Genomic DNA, 23832 nt, shown 5'->3' on the forward strand with positions numbered 1-23832 from the left:
GTCTTCGAAGCCCCGACCACTTCGACTACGTATGGCGAGCCTCGTTGACCAACTCCGAGACCGGACCGGAACGGCGGACGAACAACCCCGCATTCTGGAGATGACCGAGGGCGACGCCGACGAGGTGCTGGACGCGCTGGCTCCCGAGACCCGACGGCGTACCCTCCGGGCGTTGTTCGAGCGACCGGCCACCACGTCCGAACTCGCCGACCGCCTCGACACCTCGGTCCAGAACGTCCACCACCACCTCTCGAAGTTAGAGGAGACGGGACTGGTCGAACCCGTCGACACGGTCTACTCCGAGAAAGGCAACGAGATGACGGTCTACGGGCCAGCAAGCGACCCACTCGTCTTCGTCGGCGACGACGACCGCGTGTCGGGAATCCGGCGTTCGCTGTTGAACGTAGTCGGCGGTCTCGGGCTACTGGCCGCCGCGAGCCTCCTCGTCCAGTGGGCCGGAGAGCGGCTCGTCCGCGCCCGACTCCCGGCCGACGACATCGGGCCCGCGAGCCACGCGCCCGCGGACCCGGCGTCCCCGGAGACGCTCGCGTGGCTGGTCTTCGGGGTGCTGGAACCGGGACTTCTCTTCTTCCTCGGCTGTCTCGTCGCGGCGGGAGTCGCCGCGCTGGTCGCCGAGCGATAACCGTTCACCTCACCGGCCGACCTCGAACACGCCGACGAGAAGCGCGACGCCGACGATTGCGAGGAGACTGGCGAGACCCAACGCGCCGACTGCCGACAGCGGCGGGCCGGAGCCGTCCGCCGGGTCGTCGGTGACTGCGAGCGTGGGCGTCGTTCCGGCCTCGGTGACGATGAGACCACCCGCGTCGAGAAGCCGGTACCGCTTCGGGCTTCCGTCGAGGTCGGCTCCGAGTTCGACCTCCGGCCCGACGTAGGCCAAGACGTCGTACTCCGCCGCCGAGAGCGACCCGCGTTCGGCGGTCACTGTCACTCCGTCGGCGGGGTCGGCCGCGGTCAGCGTCGGCGTCTCGCCCCCGGACTGGGCGGCGGTCGTGTCGAACAGCAGGACGACTCGTTCGTCACCGTCCCCGTCTCGGACGGTCGCCGACAGGGTGTAGTTGTGGTCGAACTCGCCTATCGTGACCGTGGCGGTCTTGGCCTCGTCGGTCCGGAGTTCGATTCGGGCCGTCTCGCCCAGTCGCGTCTCGACCGAGTGTGCGTCCGGAGGGTCCCGGTCCGCCGAGTCCGACCGATAGACGGCCTCGCCGAACGACGCGTTCCGGAGACCGAAGTCCGAGACGCCCGTCTCGTCGCCGGACCCGTCCGACGCATCGCGGACCAAGAGCGCGCCGCGGTCCTCGGACGGCAGGCCCGTCGGCCGGTCGCCTTGATACTGGACGAGCGGGTACTCGCCTTCGTCGAGGACGTTCCGCCCGGAGGAAGGGCCGGACTCGTCTCGAACCGAAACGCTGTCGTCGGCGTCGGCGACGGTTACTGGCTTCTCGCCGGTGCCGACGGCACCCGTATCGAACAGAACCGTGACGTTTCCGTCGCCGTCGCCGTCTTCGACCGTGACGTCGAGGCCGTAGGTCATGTGCGGCCCCCCGACGGAGAGCCTCGCGGTCTGGCCCTCACCGAAGGTCAGGGGAATGCGGGCGACCTCGCCCGGCGTGGTCTCGTAGAGGCTCAGGTCGTCTACGCCGCGCCAATCTCGGTCGTTGCTGGACGACCCGTCGTCCGAGGAGCGAGGCGACCCGCAGTCCACGGAACACGCGACGACGGTTCCCTTCGTGGTTGCGAGGTCCACGTCGTCTCGGTCGACGGTCGCCCGGAACTCGGTCCCCGGCGGGAGGTCCCAGAGGTCGAACACCGCGCGGAACCGCCCCTCGGAGTCGACCGTGACCGTACTCGACTTGTAGAATTTCGGCTCTCCCTCGGACTCTAGACGGACCCCGAGTTCCGTTCCGGCGGGGAGTTCGGTTCGGCCGGTGACCGCTCGGCCCGGTCCGGACTGGAGGGCGAGACGGTCGCCCGCGAAGGTGAACGCCGTTTCTGTCGCGGCGTCGTCGGTGGACTGGCCTTCGCAGGCGTCGGTACACTCCACGACGGTCCCCTCGGTCGCCGTCAGGTCGGTTCCGTCCCGATGGACCGTCACCGTGAACTCGGTACCGGGCGGAACGTCCGAGAGGTCCACCACCGTCCGGAACGTCCCGTTCTGGTCCACCACGGTCTCGTCGGTCATCAGGAACGGTTTGCCCGACTCGGACTCGACCCGGACGCTGAGTTTCGTTCCGGCCTGCAAGTTGGTCCGGCCGCGAATCGCCTGACCGGGACCGGACTGGAGGGTGAGCCGGTCGCCGTCGGCGATCCGCGTCCCCTCGTCGGCGGCGACGTCGCTGGCGGTGAGGAGGACGCCGCCGACGGCGACTGCCGACGTTACGAGAGCGAGTGCGAGCGCGACGGCCAGCAGTCTCGCTCGCGTCATCGACGCTCCTCCGCCGTCTTCGGCGTGAGACCGAGGAGGGTCGGTCGGGAACGATACGTTCGGGATAGCGGAGACGGGCGACATCTCATACCACTCACAACTCCGTTCGGCCGACAAATAACCCCAGCGTAAGCTAAAATCCAGCGTTTAATCACCGAGAAAACGAGTTCCGAGTCGGGACGGTGCGAGTCGAAACGGGCGGGACCGGTCAGGCCGAACTGTTACCCTGCTGCTCGTCGAGCCAGTCCTGGTACTCCTGCTGGGAGACGACTTCGACCTCACCGAGCATCTTAGAGTGGCCGACGCCACAGTATTCGGCACAGTAGAGCTGATAGGTGCCTTCCTCGGTTAGCTTCGTCTTGATGGTGTTGTGCGATCCGGGAATGGCGTCCTGTTTCAGGCCGAGTTCCGGAACGTGGAAGGCGTGCAACCAGTCGGTCGAGGTTATGTTGAGATAGACGTTCTGTCCCTTCGGCAGGACGAGCGTGCCGGTCGACGAGACGTTCTCGCCCTGGTAGTTGTAGTTCCAGAGGTACTTCTGGCCGACGACTTCGACCTCGACGGCGTCCTCGCTCGGTTCGAGTTCACCCTGGGCGTTCGAGACGTACTCGTTGGCCATCACGCCGTAGGAGGCGTATCCGACGACCAGCAGGACTAGCGCGGTGGCGATAGTCCACGAGATTTCGAGACGACGGTTCTCCTTGGTGGGTTGAGGGTCGTCGTTCTTCCGGTACTTCCACACGGTGTAGATGAGGATACCCTCGACCAACACCGTGATGGGAATCGCCATGTAGAGAAGTTGCGTGTTCAGCGACTGAATCAACTCCTCCGTGGTGGACTCGTACGCCAGCGCCGGGTCGGCGAACAGAGCGAGCGCCGCGATCCCCAGTAGCGTTGCGAACGCTGTCCGCTTTGAACTCATGCTGGTCACGAATTAGGACGAGACTCATAAATACCTACTGACTTTCCTGTTCGGTCGGCGGGTTCGGTGGCTCGCGGCCCGGTCGATTCGGTTCTTCTAAATACGGCGAGTTCACACAATCGACTAGGAGATTCGCGTGACCGAACACACGTCTCGGCGGTTCGTCTCTATGCTCGCTGGCACGGCTATCGGCGTCTACCTGCTGGTGGTCGTCGGTGCGACGACGGCGTTGACCGACGCCGCGGCCGCCTGTCCGACGTGGCCCGCGTGTAACGGTCGCTGGCTCGTCCCGCTCGACGACCCGAAACTGGCAGTCGCGTGGGGCCACCGCGTCGCCGCACTCGGCGTCGCACTCGCACTGATAGGGACGACCGTTCTGGCGTGGTGGACCGACACCTCTCGTCGGGTCCGCGCCGCGCTCACCGCCTCGGCGGTCCTCTACCCGGCGCAGGTCGGCCTCGGCGCGTTCGCGGCGACCACCGCCACGCCCGCCCTGCTGTCGGCAGTTCACCTCGTCGTCGGGATGGCTATCTTCGGCGGAATCGTCGTCGCGCTCGCGTGGACGCTCGAACCCGAGACGTTCGACGAACCCACCGGCGTCGAGGACCCCGAGGAGGTTCCCGACGCCCACGACCCGGCCCCGTCGCCGACCGACGGCCGACCCCGCGGGCCGGTGGCTCGTGCGAAGCGAGTCGGGTTCGCCTACTTCCGACTGATGAAGCCCCGACTGATGTGGCTGCTCTGTCTGGTCGCGTCGGCGGGGATGGCGCTCGCGGCCGGTCCCGCCCTGCGGGTCGAGACGGTGGTCGCCACCCTCACCGGCGGCGTCCTCTCCATCGGCGCGTCGGGCACGTTCAATCACGTTCTCGAACGCGACATCGACAAGAAGATGAATCGGACTGCAGACCGGCCGGCCGCGACCGACCAGATACCGGTTCGGAACGCGGTGGCCTTCGGCGTCCTGCTGGCCGCGCTCTCGCTGGTCGCGTTCCTGACGGTGAACGTGCTGGCGGCCGCGCTCGGGATGTTCGCCATCCTGTTCTACAGCGTCATCTACACCCTTCTGCTCAAACCCAACACCGTCCAGAACACGGTCATCGGCGGATTCGCCGGGGCGCTCCCGGCGCTCATCGGCGGGGCCGCGGTCACGGGCGAAATCGGCCTGCCCGCACTCGTGCTGGGTGGAATCATCTTCCTGTGGACGCCGGCCCACTTCTACAACCTCGCGCTGGCGTACAAGGACGACTACGCCCGCGGAGGCTTCCCGATGATGCCCGTGGTCCGCGGCGAGGCCGTGACCCGCAAGCACATCCTGCTCTACCTCGGGGCGACCCTGCTCTCGGCGGTCCTGCTCTCGGCGGTCACGACGCTCGGGTGGGTCTACGCCGGAACCAGCGTCGCGTTCGGCGGTCTCTTCCTCTGGGCCGTCGTCCGACTCCACCGCGAGCGCACCGAGCAGGCGGCCTTCCGGTCGTTCCACGCCTCGAACGCGTATCTCGGCGCGCTGTTGCTCGCAGTCGTCGCCGACGCACTGGTGTTCTGACCGACCCGCGATTCCCGACCATGACCCGAACACTCGACTTCGACGTGGACCGACTTCGCCCGAGTCGTGACGCCCTGCTGTGGGCGGGGCTTCTCGTCAACACCGAACTCGTCTTCACCTTCGCGTACCTGCTGCTCGCGGACGTGACCGTGACCGAGTGGCGCTACCTCGTCTTCCCGTTCGTCTGGATAAACGTGAGCGCGTGGGCGCTGATTCGGACGAATCCGAAACCCGGGTCCGACCGCGCACGCTACGTCGGCGCGGCGATCGCGGTCGGCTACTTCGTCCTGCTGGCGTCCGTCGGCGGACTCCTCAAGCCGGGGCTGATCTTCCACAGCCACGCTGGCGGGTCCGCGGGCGCGCACGCCCACCCGTCCGGCCTCCGGGTCGCGTGGCTCCCGCCGGGATGGGGACCGGCACTGCTGTACTCGGGCGGACTGGTGCAAGCGACGCTGATGCCGTACAAACTGGCTGGCTACCTTACCCTCGCGTACCTCGTCTACGACACGGTTCTCGAAACCGCGGGGTCGGCGGTGTCGGGTCTGCTCGGACTGGTCTCGTGCGTGAGTTGCACCTGGCCCGTCATCGCCACGCTGGCGGCCGGACTCGCGGGGAGCGGAACCGCGGTGGCGGCCGCGGCCAGCGAGTGGTCCTACACCCTCGGCACCGTCGCGTTCGTCGTGACCGTCGCGCTGCTGCGCTGGCGGCCGTCCCTCGGCGGGCGGTTCTGACCGTCCGTACTCGATTCCAATCATCCGTACTCGATTTCGACCGCAGTCGGGTCGCTGCTCGCCCGACGCGTTATTTTCCGTGATAATACGGAGTAGGTATAACTGGTCCCACGCCGGACGTTCGTCTGACAACTCATGCCAACCCCCGGCGACGAGTCCCGGCGCTACGCGTCGACGCTCGCCGACCGCGCCGACCACGAGTCGGTGACTACGGAGTGACTGGCGGGGACGGCCGACGCGCTCTCGGACCTCCAGACCGCCGTGGTCACGCACCTCGCGGACGGCGAGGAACCCAAGTTCTGCTTCGAGTCCCACGAGAAGGGCGTCGGTCTCGGTAACCCCGAGGCCACCGTCGAACCCGCGCGGGGCGGCGTCTACCTCTTCACCGACCGTCGGGTGTACCTCCAGTTGGGGGTCGACGAGGACGACAAGTCGCTGAGCGTCCCCTACGCGGACGTTTCGGACGTTCGCCACCACGAAGGACGGGGGTGCCACCGCATCGACCTCGCGGTCTCCGACGCGGTGTACTTCCTCTGGATTTCGGCGACGTTCGACAGCGACGACGTGGTTCGCGCCGCCGAGTACGTGACCTACCGGCAAACGGCCGAACGGCCCGACACCGACGGCGGAGGACGGTCGTCGGGCGGTCCCCAGAGCCTCCAGGAGCGACTCGAACGCCTCGGAGACGCCAAGTCGCGGGGGCTGATCGACGAGGAGGAGTTTCAACGCCGGAAGGAGCCGCTACTGGGGAAGTGAGTGGATGGCGAATCGTCGCCACCTCACTTGCCTCGGTTCGGCCGGTCGGAAACGAGTCCGGACTAGCTGGAATCGGAACCCACGTCGAATTCGCGAGTTTCCAGTGCGTACTCGCTCGAATCGGTGAATTCGGTCGCGTACTCCAGTAACCAGTTCCACTTTCCGAGAACGCTCCGTTCCTTCGGCGCGTCGGCCATGCGCTCGGCGACGAACGACGGACTCCACTCGACGCCTTCGGACTCGCGGAGGCGAACCGCGGCGTCGGCGACGCGTTCGGCGTCTCGTTCGGAGCCGAACTCGGCCGCGACTTTGGTCTCGACGTCTCCTCGGAAGTGGTCGGTCGCGTCGGCCATACCGTTCCTACCCGACCGCTTACACAAATACCTGCTGGCGTCCGAACCGAACTCCTTACCAGCGAACCGCCACAATCCCGGCACATGAACGACGTACTCGTCGCCGAGAACCTCAGGAAGTCCTACGGCGACACCGCGGCGCTCGCGGGCGTCTCGCTGTCGGTCGGCGAGGGCGAGGTGTTCGCGCTCATCGGACCGAACGGCGCGGGCAAGACCACGCTGGTCCGGGCGTTGACGGGGACGACCGACCCCGACTCGGGGTCGGTGTCGGTGTTCGGGACCGCCCCGGAGACCGCCGACCCACAGCGTCTCGGTCTCCTCCCACAATCGTTCGACCCGCCAGAGCGCCTGACCGCCCGCGAACTGGTCGAGTACTACGCCGGACTGTACGACCACTCCCGGGACCCCGCGGCGGTCCTCGCGGAGGTCGGGATGGCCGACGCCGACGAGACGTGGTACGAGAACCTCTCGGGCGGCCAGAAACGCCGTGCCTGCGTCGGGACCGCGCTGGTCAACGACCCCGACGTGCTGTTTCTCGACGAACCGACCACGGGCATCGACCCGGCCGGTCGGCGGGCGCTCTGGAGTCTCATCGAGGACCTCGCCGACCGCGGGACGACCGTCTTCCTGACGACCCACTACATGGAGGAGGCCGAGCGCCTCGCCGACCGGGTGGGCCTGCTCGCCGACGGGGAACTCGCGGCGGTCGGGTCGCCGTCGGACCTCGTGGCCGACCACGGCGGCCGGACGCGAGTCGTGGTCGAGACCGAGGCCAGCGTCGAGTCGGTGAGCGACCTCGGCTTCGAGGTCGAGGCGACCGACGAGGGACTGGTCGTCGCCGGCGTCCGACCCGAGGACATCGGCGAGGTCGTCGCGGCGCTGAACGACCGCGGCGTCGCCTACGAGGCGCTGACGTGGAAGCGACCGGACCTCGAAGACGCCTTCCTCCAACTGACCGGCCGGTCGGTCGCTGGCAGGGAAGGCGTCTCGGTGGGGGCCGAAACCGACGGCGAGACCGCGCTCGCGGGAGGTGAACCATGACGGCCACGGGTCGGGTCCGCGCGGAGGCGAGCGCGGCGTGGCGGTCGTTCGTCCGGCGTCAGACCGCGGTGTTCTTCACGTTCTTCTTCCCGGTCATCCTCATCCTCATCTTCGCGGTGCTAGTCCAGACCAATCCCGCGGGCGGCGGCCTGTTCGCCCAACCGCCGGGCTACTACCTGCCGGGGTATCTCGCGGTCGTGGTCATGTTCACGCCGCTGTCGCGGGTCGGGTCGGAGGTCGCGCGCCACCGCGAGGGCAACCGCTTCGAGAAACTGGCGACCACGCCGCTCTCGCGCGCCGAGTGGTTACTCGCGCACACGCTGGTCAACGTCGCCATCATCGGCATCGCTGGCCTGCTCATCCTCGGGTTGATGGCGCTGGTGACGGGCACGGCGACCCTCGCGCTCGGCCCGGCGACTCTCGCGCTCGTCGCCGTCTTCGTCGCCTTCGCGGTCGCGCTGTTCTGCGGTCTCGGCGCGGTCCTCGGCGGACTGGCCGACTCTCAGGACGGCGTCATCGCCGCGAGCAACACCATCGCGCTTCCCCTGCTCTTCCTCTCGGACACGTTCATTACGCCCGGCCTGCTTCCGGCGTGGTTCCGGCCCGCGATGGGTCTCTCGCCGCTGACCTACTTCGCTCGCGGGGTCCGGAAGCTGACCTACCGCCCGCCCGAGACCGGAACGCTCCTGCTAATCGACACGCCGCTTGGCGGATGGGAGTCCAACCTCGCGGTACTGGCGGTCCTCACGCTTGTCTTCTTCGCGGCCGGGGCGTACGCCATTCCCCGGACGGACTGAGGCGGACTGAGACCGCGCCCATGCCGCGCGAGGTCGTCGGCGCGGAGCGCCGACTGCTCGTCAGGGCGTACCTCTGACGGTGGCTGAGGACCGCAGGCCTGTGGCCGAGGACTGCAAGCGGTTGGGAAGGTTCGAGGCTGTAGCTAGCTTCCGTCACCTTCGAACAGTCAAGCAGTAGTCAGTTCAGTTCCTCACACAGCGTACCACCGATAGACGGACAGCAACACACTTGAGTCGATAGTCCAAACGACAGCACATGGCTACCTCGAACGCGAAGCGGCGGGTCAAGGACAACCCGCGGGCCGCGACTGCGGTCCTCTCGATACTCGGATACGTCCTCGTCCTCGGGACGTTCGCGGGACTGCTTCCCATCTACCCGGAACTCACCCGAAGCACAGTGGACCTGCTGAGTCACGCCATCGCGGTGGTCAACACCGTCGCTCTGACCGCGCTGCTGGCCGGGTGGCGGTGGATTCGGCGCGGCGAGGTCCGGAAGCACCGCGCCGCGATGCTGACCGCGTTCGCGCTCATCCTCGGCTTTCTCGCGCTCTACCTCGTGAAGGTCGGCGGCGGCGGCGAGAAGTCCATCGCGGTGACGGGAGCGGTCTACTACGCCTACCTCGTGATGCTGGCGATTCACATCCTGCTGTCGGTCGTCGCGGTCCCAGTCGTCCTCTACGCCGTCGTTCTCGGACTGACTCACACCCCGACCGAACTCCGCGACACGGCCCACGCGCGGGTCGGGCGCTGGGCGGCGGGTGCGTGGGCGCTCAGCCTCGCACTCGGCATCGTGACCTACCTGATGTTGAACCACGTCTACGGCGTCGAGGAGTACATGGCCGCGCTCGCTCCGTTCGCAGTCGTCCGGCGGCGATGAACGACCGAGAGACCGAGTCGTCGATTCGAGAGCGAGTCGGCGACTCGCTCGGCGTCGGCGTCGAGGCCATCGCCGAACTCGACGGCGGCGAGGTCGGGCGCGTCCACCGGGTGGCGCTCGCCGACGGCCGGACCGTGGCGGCCAAGACCGGCGACACGCCGCTCGACGTGGAGGCGTTCATGCTGTCGTTTCTGGCCGACCGCGGTCTGCCGGTCCCCGACCTGTACCACCGGAGCGACGACCTGCTAGTGATGGAGTACGTCGAAGGAGACGCCGAGTTCACCCCGGCCGTCGAGCGCGACGCCGCCCACCACCTCGCGGAACTTCACGGGGAGCGGCCACGGGAATCCAATCCGTCGTTCGGGTTCCCGCGGGACACCCTGACGGGACCGTACCGCCAGCCCAACCCGTGGACCGAGTCGTGGGTGGCGTTCGTCCGGGACCGGCGTCTCGGCCACTTCGCAGGGATGGCCCGCGAGGCGGGCGTTCTCTCGTCGGGGCTCGCCGACCGCATCGACGCGCTCGCGCGGAATCTCGACTCGTGGCTCCCCGACTCGCCGCCCGCCTCGCTAATCCACGGCGACGTGTGGGCGAACAACCTCGTCGTGGGCGAGGGCCGCGTTCGGGCGTTCCTCGACCCCGCGTGCTACTTCGGCCACGCGGAGGTCGAACTCGCCTACGTCGATTTCGCGGGGTCGTTCGGCGACGCCTTCTTCGAGGGTTACGACGACGAGCGCGGCATCGACGCCGGATTCTTCGACGGTCGGCGCGACGTGTACCAGTTGATACCGCTGCTCGAACACCTGCTCTACTTCGAGGACGAGAGCTACGCCGCGGAAATCGAGCGCCGACTGGTCGAAATCGGCTACTGACGACGCTACAGCGGAACGCGCGTCGCAGTGCCCGACGCGTTCTCTACGTCGCGTCTTACCGACAGACGACGGTGCCGGTCGTCCCGGCCTCGCCGCGTCGCACCACCGCTCGGTCGGTCACGCGGTAGGTGACGCGGTACGGTCGGTGGACGTGAGTCACGGTGGCGTTCTCACCGCCGCGCCGGTCGTATTCGAGTTCGCCGCGGAGGACGACCCGGTAACCGTCCGCGGTCGATTCGACGTCCCCGCTGACTCGGACGTGATGGTTGTAGTAGGAGTGATCCTCGACGCGGGCGGATTGGTAGCGCGACTCGACGGTCTCGGCGACCTGCCGGGCGGTCTCGGCCGTGAGAGTCGTCGGTTTCCGGACGGTCAGGTTCGCCTCGGCGTCGAGCGAGCAGGGTCGGGTGGTCGCGGTGGACGATTCGGTGTCGTCGGCCGTCGGCGCAGTCTCGGTGGCAGTGTCACTCGTCGGTGCGCTGGTCGTGGGTACGTCGGTCGAAGGGTCGGCGGTCGGCGCGGATGGCGCGAAGCCACCGCCGAGACACCCCGAGACGACGAGGAGGACGGCCAGCGAGAGCGCCGCGAGCGGGAGGTCGGTGGACGGGCGCGAAGGCACGGTTGGTCGTCTTCCGGACTCCGATAAATGTCTTCTGTCTGAGCACTCGAGAGGTGCCTTTTAGCAACAAATACGATTGATAGAGTATTGTGTATCGATGTTACAGAACTGCATGTAATTCTATTGGAGGTGGAGTGGTGAGAGGGAAGTGGAAGCCGAACGCTACTCCCCCTCGACCGAGACCACCGCCGCTTCGCGTCCTCAAAGCACCGCAATCGCACAGCACTGGAAACGGAGGGGATACATCGAAGTTGGCGACTTCTCGAGCCAATCGTTACCGCAACCGAACGGTACAGCATCGCCCGCACCGCGACCGCGGACCTCACACCCCTCTTGCGCTTCTCAGTCGCTACGCTCCCTGCGATGTTCATCCCTCACCCGCATGGGCGCGGCCCAAGCCGCGAGGCACTGGAGGACGAACGACGTCCTCCGAGCCTTCAGTCGCTTCGCTCCTGAAGACACCGGAAGACAACCCGCATCCTCCGAGCAATCGCGCCGACGGCGCGATGACGCTCGCGAGCGCGGGCTTTCGAGGACGACCCTCCGTCTCCCGTCTCCGACGCTCACGAACGCCACCGAGTCAACCACGTTTGCACGAACCAAAACGAACTTTCAGCAGGGTTTCCGTAACTGTCAAAGTCAGACGGGAAGAACAGTGGGGTATGAGCGCAGATCAGGAACAGCAGTCGATCCGCTGTCTCGTCGCCAAGGTCGGACTCGACGGACACGACCGGGGCGCGCACGTCATCGCCCGGGCGTTCCGGGACGCCGGGTTCGAGGTCATCTACTCGGGCCTGCACAACGCGCCCGACGAAATCGTGCAGGCCGCGGTCCAGGAGGACGTGAACGTCCTCGGCATCTCCATCCTCTCGGGGGCGCACAACACGCTCGTCCCGAAGGTCATCGACGGTCTGAAAGAGTACGACGCCTTCGACGACACTCTCATCCTCGTCGGCGGGGTGGTGCCCGACGACGACAAGGCGGAACTCAAGGAGATGGGCGTCGCCGAGGTGTTCGGTCCCGGCACGCCGATGGAGGAGACCATCGAGTTCGTCCGCGAGAACGCTCCCGAGCGATGAGCGCGGAGCAGCAAAACGAGGACCTGGTCGAGGACCTACTGGCTGGCAAGCATCGGGCCCTCGCTCGCGTCATCACCAAGATAGAGAACCGCGCGACGGGCTACCGTGACCTCGTCTCACGCCTCCACCAGCACACCGGCCACGCCGAAGTCATCGGCATCACGGGAAGCCCGGGCGCGGGTAAGTCGACGCTCGTGGACAAGATGGCCAACTACTACCGCGAGCAGGGCGAGACCGTCGGCGTCATCGCGGTCGACCCCTCCTCGCCGTTCACGGGCGGCGCGGTACTGGGCGACCGCATCCGGATGGCGAGCAACGTCGGCGACATGGACGTGTTCTTCCGGTCGATGTCGGCCCGCGGCACGCTCGGCGGCCTCTCGACCGCGACCACCGACGCCGTGAAAGCCCTCGACGCCTTCGGCAAGGACAAGATCATCATCGAGACGGTCGGCGCGGGCCAGAACGAGATCGACATCGTGAAATCCGCCGACACGGTGGCCGTGCTGGTCCCGCCGGGGAGCGGCGACGACGTCCAGATGCTCAAGGCGGGCATCCTCGAAATCGGCGACGTGTTCGTCGTCAACAAGGCCGACCTCAAGGGCGCGGACCGAACGGTCCAAGAACTCCGCGAGATGATCCACATGCAGGCGGACAACACCGCGAACCTCGCTACCGGCCACCACGGTGCGGGCGCGGTCGAGAGCGACGACGAAGGCGGAGACGAGGACGTCGAAGGCGGAGACGAGGACGACGAAGACTGGGAACCCACTATCGTCGAGACCGTCGCCAAGGACGGCGAGGGCGTCGAACGACTGGTCGAGACGCTCGCCGAGCATCGCGGCTATCTGGAAGCGTCCGGTCTCCTCGAAGAGAAGGTCCGGATGCGCTACGCCGAAGAGATTCGAAATCTGCTCCGCGACGACGTGGGCGGACTGCTCGAAGGAGAACTCGAGCGCCACGGCGGCATGGACGAACTGGTCGAACGCGTCGGCCGGCGCGAGACTGACCCCTACTCGGTCGCCGACGAGATCCTCGAACCCATCGAGGACTGTCTGGACGAACTCCGAGAGTAACCCGCGGTCGCTCTTTTCGCTGTCGCCGTCGCTACCTGCTACCGCACTCGAAGCCGAAACGGTGCAAAACAGAAACCGAAAACGTACCGTCTAAATCTCGCTCTCGAAGTCGTCGAGCGAGTAGGTCGGCTCGGCACCGCGGCGGTCGAGCGTCTCGTTGGCCAGCAGCCAGTAGACGACCGACAGCGCCTTGCGGCCCTTGTTGTTCGTCGGGACCACGAGGTCCACGTTACTGGTGTTGTTGTTGGAGTCGCACATCGCGATGACCGGGATTCCCACCGTGATGGCTTCGGTGACGGCCTGAGCGTCGCCGATGGGGTCGGTGACGACCAGCACGTCGGGTTCGATGTAGCCCTCGTACTTGGGGTTGGTGAGCGTACCGGGGATGAACCGGCCGGTCCGGGCGCGCGCGCCGACCGCTTCCGCGAACTTCTCGGCGGGGAAGCGACCGTACTGGCGCGAACTCGTGACCAGAATCTGCTCCGGGTTGTAGTTGGCGAGGAAGTCCGCAGCGGTCCGAATCCGCTGGTCGGTCTTGGACACGTCGAGGACGTAGAGTCCGTCGGTCCGGACGCGGTGGATGAACCGCTCCATGTCCTGGGTCTTCTGCTGGGTACCGATGTGGACGCCAGCGCCGAGGTAGTCCTCGACGGGGATGAGGAGGTCGGCCTCCTCCTGGTTCTCCATCACGTCTTCGTCGAGGTTCGGTCCCTCGTCTTCGACGTCCTCGGTTGCTTCTTCGTCGTCGGCCTGCGCCGCCACGTCCTCGTCGGGCTGCTCGGACGGCTCTGCGCCGCCAGCGCCCTCGGGTTCGGTGTCGATTTCGGATTCCGCGGCGTCGAGGCCTTCTCCTTCGTCTACCTGTTCGGGGTCGTTCTCGCTCATAATCTCGAAACGTTCTGCTCGATGCGAATGAGTTCGTTCAGCTTGGCAGTTCGCTCGCCGCCGACCGCGCCCGTCTTGATGAACGGGGCGGCGGTCGCCACGGCGAGGTGTGCGATGGTCGTGTCCTCGGTCTCTCCACTTCGGTGGGAGATGACCGGCTGGTAGCCGTTCTCGACCGCGAGTTCCACGGCGTCGACGGCGTCCGAGAGGGTGCCGATCTGATTGGGCTTGACGAGGATGCTGTTGCCGGCACCCTGTTCGATGCCCGTCTCCAGCCGCTCGACGTTCGTGACGAACAGGTCGTCACCGCAGACGAGCGTCCGGTCGCCGACCTTCCGGGTCAACTCGGCGAATCCCTCGTAGTCGTCTTCGTCCAGCGGGTCCTCGACGTACGCGAGGTCGTACTCGTCTACGAGGTCGGCGATGTACTCGATCTGCTCGTCGGTGTCGCGGGTCGTCTCGCGGTAGACGTACTCGCCGTCGTCGGCGTCGTACATCTCCGCGGCGGCCACGTCGAGTCCGAACTTGATGTCGAAGCCGAACTCGTCGGCGACCGTCTCGGTGGCCTCGTCGACGATTTCGAACGCTTGCTCGTCGTCGATAGACGGGGCCCACGCGCCTTCGTCGCCCTTTCCGGCGGCGATGTCGCGCTCGTCGAGGAGGTCGTGGACCTCCCCGTGGACCGCGGCGTTGGCGAACACCGCGTCCTGGACGTTCGGCGCGTCGATGGGGACGGCGAGGAACTCCTGAATCGCGGTGGCGTCGGCGGCGTGTTCGCCGCCGCCGACGACGTTACCGAGCGGCGTCGGGAACTCCTCGCCGCGGAACGCACCGCCGAGGTGCTGATACAGCGGCGCACCGGTCACGTCGGCCGCCGCCTTCGAGGCGGCCATGCTGATAGCGACCGCGCTGTTCGCGCCGATTTCCGAGAAGTCGTCGGTGCCGTCGGCGGCCCGCAGGGTGCGGTCGACGTCGCGCTGGTCGCCGACGAAGACCTTCCCTTCGAGTCGCGGGACGGCGTGTTCCCGGGCCGAGGCGATGGCCTCGCTCGGGTCGAGTTCTATCGCTTCGTACTCGCCGGTCGAGGCACCGCTCGGTGCGGCCGCGCGGCCGAAGCCACCGCTCTCGGTGACGACGTCGGCCTCGACCGTCCGATTTCCACGGGAGTCGAGAATCTGCCGGAGCCGAACCTCGCTGACGAGCGTCATTTCTCACCTCGACGTACCGTGAACGGCAGGACGCCAGCGTCGTACTCGTCGGCCGCGATGAGTATCGGCTCAGTCTGGTCGGTGTCGGTCAGTACGGGCGCTCCGTACGACACCTGCAGGGCGCGTGCCCCGATGATGCGAGCTTTCTCGTAGCGGGAGTAGCGTTGCTGAGCCATTACTGGTAGGGTGCGACGATGTCCACGAGGTCCTTGTGCGCGACGAGCATCCGGCGACAGCACTGTCGTTCGACGCCGAGTTCGTCGAGGACCTTCTCGGGGTCCTCGTCGCCCTCCTTCGTCGCCGACCGTGCTTTGAACTCTTCCCAGTACTCCCCGACGACCTTGCCGCACGTGAAACAGCGGACTGGTACCATCATGCGTTATCGTGCCTCCGTTCGGAACCGCGGGTTTCCTGTCATAGTAATTAGCGGTAGGACTTTTGGTAGCGCGCTCGTGCGCCGGGTCCGCCCCACTTCTTGGGTTCGGAGCGCCGCGAGTCGTTGACCAGCAGCGACCGGTCGAACTCGATGAACGCGTCCCGAAGTTCGGCGTCGTTCGTGTACTGGACCAGTCCGCGAGCGATGGCGGTGCGGACCGCGTCGGCCTGTCCACTGATGCCGCCGCCCTGGACGTCGACCTCCACGTCCACGGCGTCGCGGCTCTCGTCGCCGGCGATGCGGAACGGTTCCAGCATCTTCAGGCGAGCCATCTCCGGTTCGACCAGCTCGACGGGCTGGGAGTTGATTCGCACACGGCCTTCGCCGTCCGTGACGGTGGCGCGGGCGATGGCCGTCTTCTTCTTGCCGCTCGTGTTCGTTACCATGTGACGTTAGCACCCAGATTTGCACTGATTTCGCCCAGTTGGACGAAGCGGATGTTCGATAGTCGGTCCAGCGACGTGCCGTCGAGGACTTCGCCGTCCTCGTCGAAAGGGTTGCCGACGTAGACCCGAACGTTCTCGAACGCCTCGCGGCCCTTGTCCTCCTTGTAGGGGACCATGCCGCGAATCGTGCGCTTGAAGATCATGTCGGGCCGCTTGGGGTAGTACGGACCGCTGTCCGAACCCAGTTCGGCGCGCTTCTCGTAGGTCGACATCACGTCTTCTTCGCTCCCGGTGATGACCGCGTCTTCGGCGTTGACCACCGCGACGCGCTCGCCATCGAGGGCGCGCTGTGCGACCTGGCTCGCCACGCGACCGAGGATACAGTCACGGGCATCGACCACTACGTCTGCGTCGAATTCTGCGAGACTCATCGGATCACCCGCACGTTCGAGCCGTCGGGGTTCTGTTCGATTGCCTGTTCGAGTTCGAGAATCTCACCGTCGGCCTGCTGGATCTTGGTCTCCGCGCTGGACGAGAAGTCCACGGCGGCGACTGTAACCGTCTTCTGCAGGACTCCGCTTCCGAGAACCTTGCCGGGCACGATGACGGTCTCGTCTTCCTCGGCGTATCGCTCGATGCGACCGAGGTTGACTTCCGCGTGCGTGCTCCGGGGCTTCTCGAGGCGGTCCGCGACAGTACTCCACACGTCGGCGTCCGAATCGCGGGACACCGACTTCAGGTCGGCGATGAGACTGCTAAGCCTCGGATTCGTCTTACTCATAATACTTCCTCCTGATGGGAATGAGAACTGAAGTGCAGGGAGCAGGATTTGAACCTGCGAACTCCTACGAGACAGCGCCCTGAACGCTGCGCCGTTGGCCTGACTTGGCTATCCCTGCACGTAGAACACACGTGCAGCCCGTCGCGGGCAACAGTGTGTTGTGGGTGGCCCTTCAAACCACTTTCGGTATGACTCCCGACCCCCGCGGAGTCGTGCGACTTTCGGGGGAACGCGAGCGCCGAAACGTGGTCTGAAGTGCCCTGCATGGTTCTAAAGCTGTACGGCTTCTTCGAGTTCGTCTGCGCGGTCGCCGATAGAGGCGGCCGCGGCAGTGACGAGTTCGTCGATGGACAGCGATCCGTCGGTCTCGACGTGGAACACGAACGCGTTCGGCACGTCGTGGACCTCGACCTCCTTACCGGGGAACCGGTTGGTCAGGTCGTGGTCGAACTCCTTGGTCGGGACGAGTTCGCCGTCGTCTTCGATGACGCCGCGGAGGATGTTGGTCTCCTCCTCGTCGTACTCGTCTCGGTCGCCGACGACCTCCACGCGCTGGAGGTGTCGATAGCCGACGGCCACGCCGCCCTGATGTTTGGCGTGGTCCTTCCCGGTCGAGAGGACGGCGTCGGCCTCGAGTTCGAGGCGCTGGTCGTCCTTCAGGTCGATGATGGGAACGTTGTCGTCCGCCGGCTGGACCATCCCGTCCGAACTCACGAGGTCGCCCGAGTAGGCGGTGCCCGGCCCCGACACGTCGAGGCTGAGGGTCACGGTGTCGCCTTCCTCGAATTCGCCCAGCGGCGTGCTGAGCGGGACGAGACCGAGTCGAAGGCTGATCTGCTCGTCAAACATCACCGACGAGTTCTCCACGAACCTGACGGTGTCGATAGAGAGCGTCGGCACGTCCGCGACGATGGCCCGGCGAATCCCGTTGGCGAACGCCGGGGTCACGCCTCGAACGAGGAACCGGGATTCCCGGTCCCCGCGTTCGACGAACTCGACCTCGTACTGTTCTGTCATGGGTTAGAATCCACTCTTGCCTTTGGGTGCGCGGGTACCGTCGTGCGGAATCGGGGTCACGTCCTCGATGCGACCGATCTCGAGTCCAGCGCGAGCGAGCGCACGGATGGTCGCCTGCGCGCCCGGACCGGGGTTCTGCTGGAGATTGCCACCGGGACCGCGCACGTTGACGTGAACGCCCTCGATACCTGCGGCCTTGACCTCTTCGGCGACCGTCTCGGCCATCTGCATCGCGGCGTACGGCGAGGACTCGTCGCGGTTCTGCTTGACGACCGTCCCGCCAGAGGACTTCGCGATGGTCTCCGCGCCGGTCAGGTCAGTGACCGTGATGATGGTGTTGTTGAACGATGCGTGAACGTGGGCTACGCCCCATTTTTCGTCGTCGTTTGCGCTCATTCGTTACCCTCCGCTCGTTCGGGGTGAAGTTCGTCCGCCAGCGGACTGTTCTCGTCGAACTGGACGGTGCCCTCCTCTGCGACTTCGACCTTGTACGAGGGGGCCTGCACGCGCTGTCCGTCCACTTTGACGTGTCCGTGGACGACGAACTGGCGCGCCTGGTTGGGCGTGTTCCCCAGACCGTTCCGGTAGGCGACGGTCTGGAGGCGACGCTCCAGCACGTCGGTCACGTCGAGCAGCAGCACGTCGTCCAGTTCGTCGCCGTCGTCGAGGACGCCGATTCGCTGGAGGTGGGCGACGAACTCCTCGCCCTCGGTGACTTCGGTGTCACCCTGCGCGCGCTGGGCCAAGATGTTGCGGGCCTCGCGGCGGTAGCCGCGGAGTTGCGACTGCGCTCGCCAGAGTTCTTCTTTGTTCTGGAGACCGTAGCGGTCGAGGAGACTGCTCTCCTCGGAGATCCGCTCGCCCTGGTAGGGGTGGTTCGGCGTCTCGTAGAACTTGGTATTCTGTCCGAGCGCCATTATTCTTCACCACCCTCTTCTTCGGCCTCCGCGGCCTGTTCTTCCTTGATCTCCTCGACGTTGACGCCGATGGTGCCCTCGGTACGGCCCGTCGAACGGGTCCGCTGACCGCGCACCTTCTGACCGCGCTTGTGGCGGACGCCCTTGTACGAGTCGATCATCTTCATCCGGTTGATGTCCTGCCGACGGGTCATGTTCAGGTCGTTGCCCGTCTGGTGGGTCGTCTCTCCGGAGAAGTACTCGTTGCGGTGGTTTGCGAGCCATTCAGGGACCTCGTTGGCGAAGTTCTCGACGGCCTCGACGACGGTATCGATCTCGTCGTCTTCGAGGCGTCCGAACGTCGCCGTGCGATCTACGCCGGTCTTGTCGGCGATGATTCGCGCCGCTCGGCGACCGATCCCGTTCAACTCGGTCAGGGATCGTTCGACGGACTTCGTCCCATCGAGGTCGGTCTGTCCGATGCGGACGAAGTATCGGAGGTCCTCGTCTTCCTCCTGTGGTTCTTCCGTACTCATGGTTTGGATACTGGAAAGCGTCGAGGGAGGGATTCGAACCCTCGAGGCTTGACGCCACAGAGTTAGCAACCCTGCGCCGTGGGCCAGACTAGGCTACCTCGACACGCTTGCATTCACTGTCGCCCTCTCGGACTCGGGACCCGACGCCCCTACAGGTTTGCAAGTGAACGTACCGGCGGCGGGTATATAAATACAACGAAACGCTCCACTCTCGTGGTACCGTCTCACCCTTCCGAAGTCCCCGAGTTTGGATCCCCCTCCGACTACTCGGTTCCCCAATTTCAGTCGTCTTCGTCGCCACCCACCTCGACTTCTCGGACCTCCCCGAGTTCTTCCCACCCCTCTACGTCGTCGGCAGCGTTGGTGTAGCGAACCGTCAACTCGGTCCACCCGTCGTCGTACTTCGCCGAGAGTTCGTACCGCTCGGTGCTTCCGCCCTCGGGCCGGACTTCGACCCGGAGCGACTCCTCGGGCACGTAGTCGATGGGGCTTGCAGGCCCCTCGAAGGTGGTCCCGTCCGAGAGAGTGACCTCTACGTGGTCGTTCTGTTCTGCATCTCCGAGACGCTCGATCAGTTCGGTCTGACTCACAGGTCGGCCTTCACCGGAGTCCGGGTTAAGCGTGCGGGCCAGTCCGATTCGGTCGCCACCGTTCGCTCCTCGACTCGGTCGGCTGTCGTCGGGAGCGTAGTCTAACCTTTCGGCCCGAGTAACTAGTCCTTCACTGACCTGACCCCCTCGTCTAACGACCGGAGACCGTAGCCAACCCCGGGCACCCCGAGCCGCTACTTCAGTCGCTCCTGGAGGAACGACGGGTGGGCCGCAGTCACGCCGTCGATATCCAGAATCTTCTCGCTGATGACCTCGCCCACGGCGTCGCCGTCCGCGGCGCGGACTTCGGCCATGAGCATGTGGTCGCCCGACGACGAGTAGAGGGTCTCGACCTCGTCCAGTTGCTTGAGGTCGCGGGTCGCTTCGACGTATTGCTCGCTGGCCACGTCGACACCGACCAGCGCGATAGACTTGCTAGAGAGCTTCTTCGGGTCAATTTCGGCAGTATACCCCACGATGACCCCCTCGTCTTCTAACTTTTCGATGTACTTACGGACCGTGGGCTTCGAGACGTTCGCCCGTTCGGCAATCTCGGCGTAGGACGCCTGGGCGTCCTCCTCTAGAACTGATAGAATTCTATCTTCTGTTGACTGGGCACTCATTGACAGAGTATTTCGGATACGGGAAAAAATACCTTGCGAATAGGAAAAGAGTCTAAATGCCGACCGAATCCGGTTTCGCGCCGTTCGGCCGGGCATAACCAGACCGAGAAACGAGGGAACGACTCGTTACGCTCGCCGAACGAACGGAACCCGTCGAACGATGCGGGACGGCCGCTGGTCTTTTCGGATTCCTACGGTCTACGCGGTGGCATGGTACGACGTTCGCGCCGACGATTCCTACAGATTTCGCTCGCCGGAGTCACCACCGTTCTCGCCGGGTGTGGAATACCCGGCGGGGATGAAGAAGGCGGAGGTGAAGAGGGCGGAGGCGAAGAAGGCGGAGGCGAAGAAGGCGGAGGCGAAGAGGGTGGAGAAGAGGGCGGCGGTGAGGAAGAGGAAGACAGCAGGGCCGCGCCCACGGGCCCCAGCAGGCAGGGGTCCGACGAGTAACGCCGTAGCTGTCGGACGGAAAATAGAAAGAAAACGACGGGGTTGACGAACTCGGTTTACTTGTGGCGGTCGAGCAGGTCGTAGCTACGCTCCCACTCGTAGTCCTCGTCGAAGTACCGCTCGGCCAGCGGTTCCTCGGGCATGTCGCCCGTGGCCTGCTTTTCCTGCTGGTAGGACGGCCGGTCTTCGTCGTGGTAGAAGCGACCCGTGAGAACTTCGCCCTCGTAGAGGGCGTTCTCGGCCTTCTGCATCATCTCCGACGCTTCGCTGCGGTCGGTGATGTCGAAGTCGTAGTCGTCGCTGTCCTGCACGTCGATGTACGGGACGTACTGCTTGGCGTCCTTGTTCCACGTCGGGCACTGAGTCAGGAAGTCCACGTGGGCGAAGCCGTCGTGTTCCATCGCCTCCGTGAGGATCTCCTTGGCCTGGTTCGGGTTGACCGCCGCGGTCCGGGCGATGTAGGACGCACCGGAGGTCAGTGCCAGCGACAGCGGTCGGATGGGCTGTTTGGCGCTCCCGTGGGGCTGGGTCTTCGACTTGTGACCCTTCGGACTGGTCGGGGAAGTCTGACCCTTCGTCAGCCCGAAGATTTCGTTGTCGAAGACGATGTAGGTCATGTCGTGGTTCTCGCGGGCGGTGTGCATGAAGTGGTTCCCACCGATGCCGTAGCCGTCTCCGTCACCGCCCGCCGCGATGACTTCGAGGTCGGGGTTGGCCATCTTCGCCGCACGAGCGACCGGCAGAGAACGGCCGTGGATGGAGTGGAAGCCGTAGCTCCGGAAGTAGCTCGATAGCTTCCCCGAACAGCCGATACCCGTCACTAGCAGGGTCTCCTCGGGGTTGCGCCCGACTTCGGGCATGGCCTGTTTCAGCGCCTTCAGGACGCCGAAGTCGCCACAGCCCGGACACCACGTCGCCTGGGGTTCGATTTCGGGGGTGAACTCGTCTCTGTCTATCTCGCGTTCTTCACCGATTGCGTTGAATGCACTCATGATTAATCACCCGTTGCAGATTCGATGCGGACGTTGTACTGGCTCAGGTCGGCGTCCCCGCCGATGCGACTCTCGAAGCCGGAGACGACCTCCGCCGGCTCGAAGGGGTTGCCGTCGTACTTGAGCAAACTGTACAGTTTCTCGCCGAAGCGACCGAGCTGCCCTTGGATGTGACGGCGGAACTGCGCCGACGCGTTCATCTCCACGACGAGCGACTCGTCCACGCTCTCCAGGAATGCCGTCACCTCGTCCTTCGGGAACGGCATGATGTCGCTGACGTTCATCGCCTTGACCGAGTGGCCGTCGTCGTTCAACTGGTCGACGGCCTCCTCGATGACGCCTTTGGTCGAACCGAAGCTGAGGATGCCGTACTCGGCGTCTTCCGGACCGTAGACGGGCTGGTGGTCGGCGTTCTCGTCGAGTTCCTCCCGGATCGAGTCGAGTTTCGACATCCGGCGGTTCATCTGGAGCACGCGGTTGTTCGGGTCCTCGCTGATGTGCCCGACTTCGTTGTGCTCGTTACCGGAGGCGAGGAAGTTTCCGCCCTTCTGGCCGGGAATAGAGCGCGGGCTGACGCCGCCGCGCTCTCCCTCGTCGTCGTACATGTACCGCTTGAATCGACCGGCTTCCTGCACGGCCTCTTCGAGGTCCTTCTCGGTCACGACGCTCCCGATGTCCGGGTTCGGCTCCTCGTCGAAGTGGACCTCGGGAACCGTCTGGTGGCCACCAGACAGCTTCTGATCGTAGAGGACGATGGCCGGAATCTGGTACTCGTAGGCGATTTCGAAGGCCTTGCGGGTCTGCTCGTAACACTCCGCGGGGTCGCCCGGCGCGAACACCACGCGGTTCGAGTCGCCTTGACTCGTGTACAAGACGTGTTCGAGGTCGCCCTGTTCGGGCTTGGTCGGCATCCCGGTCGAGGGACCGGCGCGCATCGCCTCTACGAGGACGATGGGCGTCTCGGTAATCTCGGCCAGTCCGAGCGGTTCGGACATCAGCGCGAACCCGCCACCGGACGACCCGGACATCGCCTTCGCGCCAGCGTGGCTCGCACCGATTGCCAGCGACGCTGCGGCGATTTCGTCCTCGACCTGCTCGGAGATGCCGCCCATGTCCGGCAGATGCTGGGTCATGATAGTGTACACGTCGGTCCACGGGGTCATCGGATACCCCGAGATGAACCGACAGCCCTCGTCCAAGGCACCGTAGGCGATGCCGTGGGACCCGGAGACGAGAACCTGCTCCTCGTCCTGCGTCCCACTCGGGGCTCGCAGGTCGTGGGTGTGTTCGTAGTCCTCGTTGACCGACTCGTAGGCCTCTTCGAGGATCTGGAGGTTCGCCTCCAGCACGTCGCCGCTCATCGCGTCCTCCATCAGGCCCTCGATGTGTTCGAGGTCCATGTCGAGGAGCGCCGCGGTCGCACCGACGCCTGCGGTGTTACGCATGACCTCCCGGCCGTGTTCCTTGGCGAGTCCTCGCAGGTCGAGGTCGTAGACGTGCCAGTCGTTCTCCTCGGCACGCTCGTCGAAGTTCTCGATTTCGCTAGCGTCTAGCAGGCCGGAGTCGTAGACGATGACGCCGCCCTCCCGAAGCTCGTCTAAGTTCTCCGACAACGGCTTTATCTCCTCGTTGCCGTAGTAGGCCTCTTCCTGCGGGTTCCGGGCGAAACTGTCGCCCAGCGCCAGCAGGAAGTTGTAGTTGTCTCCCCGCGACTTTACCGGTTCGTCTTTCGCTCGGATCTCCACGTACGTGTGGCCGCCGCGGATACGCGACGGGTAGTGTCGGTGCGTGAATACGTTCAGGCCCGAGCGCATCAGCGCCTTGGCGAAGTTCTGGCTCGTCGAGTCGATTCCGTCGCCGGAACCGCCTGCGATTCGCCAGATGAGTTCGTCATCCGTCATATTTGTAGCTCACGGCCGTTAG

Annotated in this window: 30 protein-coding genes and 2 tRNA genes; 11 read left to right on the plus strand and 21 right to left on the minus strand. The window is 65.5% G+C overall.

Translation table 11 applies throughout. The features are described 5' to 3' along the window. Positions 1 to 31 precede the first annotated feature (31 nt). Entirely contained in the window at positions 32 to 643 is a 612-nt protein-coding gene (locus E2484_RS00245; RefSeq protein ID WP_137283229.1) for an ArsR/SmtB family transcription factor, read from the plus strand. Positions 644 to 652: 9 nt separating this feature from the next. Here the strand turns inward: E2484_RS00245 and E2484_RS00250 are convergent, their stop codons facing one another. Together E2484_RS00250 and coxB are read right to left on the minus strand one after the other, a co-directional pair. Continuing rightward, positions 653 to 2446 carry a BGTF surface domain-containing protein gene (locus E2484_RS00250; RefSeq protein ID WP_137283230.1) on the minus strand — a complete coding sequence of 598 codons (1794 nt, stop codon included), beginning with the start codon at positions 2444 to 2446 and terminating at the stop codon, positions 653 to 655. Between the two features lie 208 nt (positions 2447 to 2654). Then, on the minus strand, positions 2655 to 3368 hold the full coding sequence (gene coxB, locus E2484_RS00255; RefSeq protein WP_137283231.1) for a cytochrome c oxidase subunit II: 714 nt from the start codon (positions 3366 to 3368) through the stop codon (positions 2655 to 2657). Positions 3369 to 3537: 169 nt separating this feature from the next. On the opposite strand from coxB, the gene cyoE reads away from it, so the two are divergent. From cyoE to E2484_RS00270, 3 genes are all read left to right on the plus strand, one after another. Beyond that, positions 3538 to 4911 carry a heme o synthase gene (gene cyoE, locus E2484_RS00260; protein ID WP_137284023.1) on the plus strand — a complete coding sequence of 458 codons (1374 nt, stop codon included), beginning with the start codon at positions 3538 to 3540 and terminating at the stop codon, positions 4909 to 4911. A gap of 20 nt (positions 4912 to 4931) precedes the next feature. Beyond that, entirely contained in the window at positions 4932 to 5642 is a 711-nt protein-coding gene (locus E2484_RS00265; protein ID WP_137283232.1) for a DUF7546 family protein, read from the plus strand. 261 nt (positions 5643 to 5903) lie between these two features. After that, positions 5904 to 6398 (plus strand): SHOCT domain-containing protein, encoded by a 495-nt coding sequence (locus E2484_RS00270; RefSeq protein WP_321111183.1) that lies wholly within the window; start codon positions 5904 to 5906, stop codon positions 6396 to 6398. Positions 6399 to 6460: 62 nt separating this feature from the next. Here the strand turns inward: E2484_RS00270 and E2484_RS00275 are convergent, their stop codons facing one another. Then, positions 6461 to 6751 (minus strand): hypothetical protein, encoded by a 291-nt coding sequence (locus tag E2484_RS00275; RefSeq protein WP_137283234.1) that lies wholly within the window; start codon positions 6749 to 6751, stop codon positions 6461 to 6463. Between the two features lie 84 nt (positions 6752 to 6835). On the opposite strand from E2484_RS00275, the gene E2484_RS00280 reads away from it, so the two are divergent. From E2484_RS00280 to E2484_RS00295, 4 genes are all read left to right on the plus strand, one after another. Then, a complete protein-coding gene (locus tag E2484_RS00280; protein WP_137283235.1) occupies positions 6836 to 7792 on the plus strand; it encodes an ABC transporter ATP-binding protein in 957 nt (318 codons plus the stop codon). Continuing rightward, positions 7789 to 8589, plus strand: a complete 801-nt coding sequence (locus tag E2484_RS00285) for an ABC transporter permease (protein WP_137283236.1) — start codon at positions 7789 to 7791, stop codon at positions 8587 to 8589. The genes E2484_RS00280 and E2484_RS00285 overlap by 4 nt, the downstream gene beginning before the upstream one ends. Positions 8590 to 8845: 256 nt before the next feature. Continuing rightward, positions 8846 to 9466, plus strand: a complete 621-nt coding sequence (locus E2484_RS00290; protein ID WP_137283237.1) for a DUF420 domain-containing protein — start codon at positions 8846 to 8848, stop codon at positions 9464 to 9466. Next, positions 9463 to 10338, plus strand: a complete 876-nt coding sequence (locus E2484_RS00295; protein WP_137283238.1) for a fructosamine kinase family protein — start codon at positions 9463 to 9465, stop codon at positions 10336 to 10338. Before E2484_RS00290 ends, E2484_RS00295 begins: the two co-directional genes overlap by 4 nt. Positions 10339 to 10393: 55 nt before the next feature. Here E2484_RS00295 and E2484_RS00300 read toward each other — a convergent pair whose 3' ends face one another. Continuing rightward, on the minus strand, positions 10394 to 10957 hold the full coding sequence (locus tag E2484_RS00300) for a RodZ family helix-turn-helix domain-containing protein (RefSeq protein ID WP_137283239.1): 564 nt from the start codon (positions 10955 to 10957) through the stop codon (positions 10394 to 10396). A 662-nt stretch (positions 10958 to 11619) separates the two neighbouring features. Here E2484_RS00300 and E2484_RS00305 point away from each other — a divergent pair. Further along, a complete protein-coding gene (locus E2484_RS00305) occupies positions 11620 to 12036 on the plus strand; it encodes a cobalamin B12-binding domain-containing protein (RefSeq protein WP_137283240.1) in 417 nt (138 codons plus the stop codon). Next, on the plus strand, positions 12033 to 13109 hold the full coding sequence (meaB, locus tag E2484_RS00310; protein ID WP_137283241.1) for a methylmalonyl Co-A mutase-associated GTPase MeaB: 1077 nt from the start codon (positions 12033 to 12035) through the stop codon (positions 13107 to 13109). The genes E2484_RS00305 and meaB overlap by 4 nt, the downstream gene beginning before the upstream one ends. A gap of 90 nt (positions 13110 to 13199) precedes the next feature. Here the strand turns inward: meaB and rpsB are convergent, their stop codons facing one another. The 15 genes from rpsB to lrpA1 all read right to left on the minus strand — a co-directional run bounded on the left by rpsB (position 13200) and on the right by lrpA1 (position 20467). Further along, entirely contained in the window at positions 13200 to 13994 is a 795-nt protein-coding gene (rpsB, locus tag E2484_RS00315) for a 30S ribosomal protein S2 (protein ID WP_137283242.1), read from the minus strand. Further along, positions 13991 to 15202, minus strand: a complete 1212-nt coding sequence (eno, locus tag E2484_RS00320; protein WP_137283243.1) for a phosphopyruvate hydratase — start codon at positions 15200 to 15202, stop codon at positions 13991 to 13993. The genes rpsB and eno overlap by 4 nt, the downstream gene beginning before the upstream one ends. Continuing rightward, on the minus strand, positions 15199 to 15378 hold the full coding sequence (locus E2484_RS00325) for a DNA-directed RNA polymerase subunit K (protein WP_135826734.1): 180 nt from the start codon (positions 15376 to 15378) through the stop codon (positions 15199 to 15201). Before E2484_RS00325 ends, eno begins: the two co-directional genes overlap by 4 nt. Continuing rightward, entirely contained in the window at positions 15378 to 15578 is a 201-nt protein-coding gene (locus E2484_RS00330) for a DNA-directed RNA polymerase subunit N (RefSeq protein WP_137283244.1), read from the minus strand. Before E2484_RS00330 ends, E2484_RS00325 begins: the two co-directional genes overlap by 1 nt. A gap of 47 nt (positions 15579 to 15625) precedes the next feature. Next, positions 15626 to 16024 (minus strand): 30S ribosomal protein S9, encoded by a 399-nt coding sequence (locus tag E2484_RS00335; RefSeq protein ID WP_137283245.1) that lies wholly within the window; start codon positions 16022 to 16024, stop codon positions 15626 to 15628. Further along, positions 16018 to 16455, minus strand: a complete 438-nt coding sequence (locus E2484_RS00340; RefSeq protein WP_137283246.1) for a 50S ribosomal protein L13 — start codon at positions 16453 to 16455, stop codon at positions 16018 to 16020. Before E2484_RS00340 ends, E2484_RS00335 begins: the two co-directional genes overlap by 7 nt. Beyond that, a complete protein-coding gene (locus E2484_RS00345; protein ID WP_137283247.1) occupies positions 16452 to 16805 on the minus strand; it encodes a 50S ribosomal protein L18e in 354 nt (117 codons plus the stop codon). The genes E2484_RS00340 and E2484_RS00345 overlap by 4 nt, the downstream gene beginning before the upstream one ends. A gap of 33 nt (positions 16806 to 16838) precedes the next feature. After that, positions 16839 to 16923, minus strand: a tRNA-Leu gene (locus E2484_RS00350). A gap of 152 nt (positions 16924 to 17075) precedes the next feature. Further along, positions 17076 to 17822 (minus strand): DNA-directed RNA polymerase subunit D, encoded by a 747-nt coding sequence (locus E2484_RS00355; protein WP_137283248.1) that lies wholly within the window; start codon positions 17820 to 17822, stop codon positions 17076 to 17078. 3 nt (positions 17823 to 17825) lie between these two features. Continuing rightward, positions 17826 to 18218, minus strand: a complete 393-nt coding sequence (locus tag E2484_RS00360) for a 30S ribosomal protein S11 (RefSeq protein WP_135826728.1) — start codon at positions 18216 to 18218, stop codon at positions 17826 to 17828. Beyond that, complete coding sequence (locus E2484_RS00365; protein ID WP_137283249.1) at positions 18215 to 18739, minus strand: 30S ribosomal protein S4; 525 nt, start codon at positions 18737 to 18739, stop codon at positions 18215 to 18217. Before E2484_RS00365 ends, E2484_RS00360 begins: the two co-directional genes overlap by 4 nt. Then, the gene (locus E2484_RS00370; RefSeq protein ID WP_137283250.1) at positions 18739 to 19254 is read right to left on the minus strand and encodes a 30S ribosomal protein S13; all 516 of its coding nucleotides are present in this window, start codon (positions 19252 to 19254) and stop codon (positions 18739 to 18741) included. Before E2484_RS00370 ends, E2484_RS00365 begins: the two co-directional genes overlap by 1 nt. Before the next feature lie 18 nt (positions 19255 to 19272). Beyond that, positions 19273 to 19357: transfer RNA gene (locus E2484_RS00375), tRNA-Ser, on the minus strand. Positions 19358 to 19535: 178 nt separating this feature from the next. Further along, entirely contained in the window at positions 19536 to 19844 is a 309-nt protein-coding gene (locus E2484_RS00380; protein WP_137283251.1) for a hypothetical protein, read from the minus strand. Between the two features lie 194 nt (positions 19845 to 20038). Next, the gene (gene lrpA1 / locus E2484_RS00385; protein ID WP_137283252.1) at positions 20039 to 20467 is read right to left on the minus strand and encodes an HTH-type transcriptional regulator LrpA1; all 429 of its coding nucleotides are present in this window, start codon (positions 20465 to 20467) and stop codon (positions 20039 to 20041) included. A gap of 210 nt (positions 20468 to 20677) precedes the next feature. On the opposite strand from lrpA1, the gene E2484_RS00390 reads away from it, so the two are divergent. Continuing rightward, positions 20678 to 20917, plus strand: coding sequence for a hypothetical protein (locus E2484_RS00390; RefSeq protein ID WP_137283253.1), 240 nt, complete (start codon positions 20678 to 20680; stop codon positions 20915 to 20917). A 56-nt stretch (positions 20918 to 20973) separates the two neighbouring features. Here the strand turns inward: E2484_RS00390 and E2484_RS00395 are convergent, their stop codons facing one another. After that, entirely contained in the window at positions 20974 to 21909 is a 936-nt protein-coding gene (locus E2484_RS00395; protein ID WP_137283254.1) for a thiamine pyrophosphate-dependent enzyme, read from the minus strand. Positions 21910 to 21911: 2 nt separating this feature from the next. Beyond that, complete coding sequence (locus tag E2484_RS00400) at positions 21912 to 23810, minus strand: 2-oxoacid:acceptor oxidoreductase subunit alpha (protein WP_137283255.1); 1899 nt, start codon at positions 23808 to 23810, stop codon at positions 21912 to 21914. Positions 23811 to 23832: the final 22 nt, after the last annotated feature.

The organism is Halorussus salinisoli, from assembly GCA_005239435.1.
Taxonomy (GTDB): Archaea; Halobacteriota; Halobacteria; order Halobacteriales; family Haladaptataceae; genus Halorussus; species Halorussus salinisoli.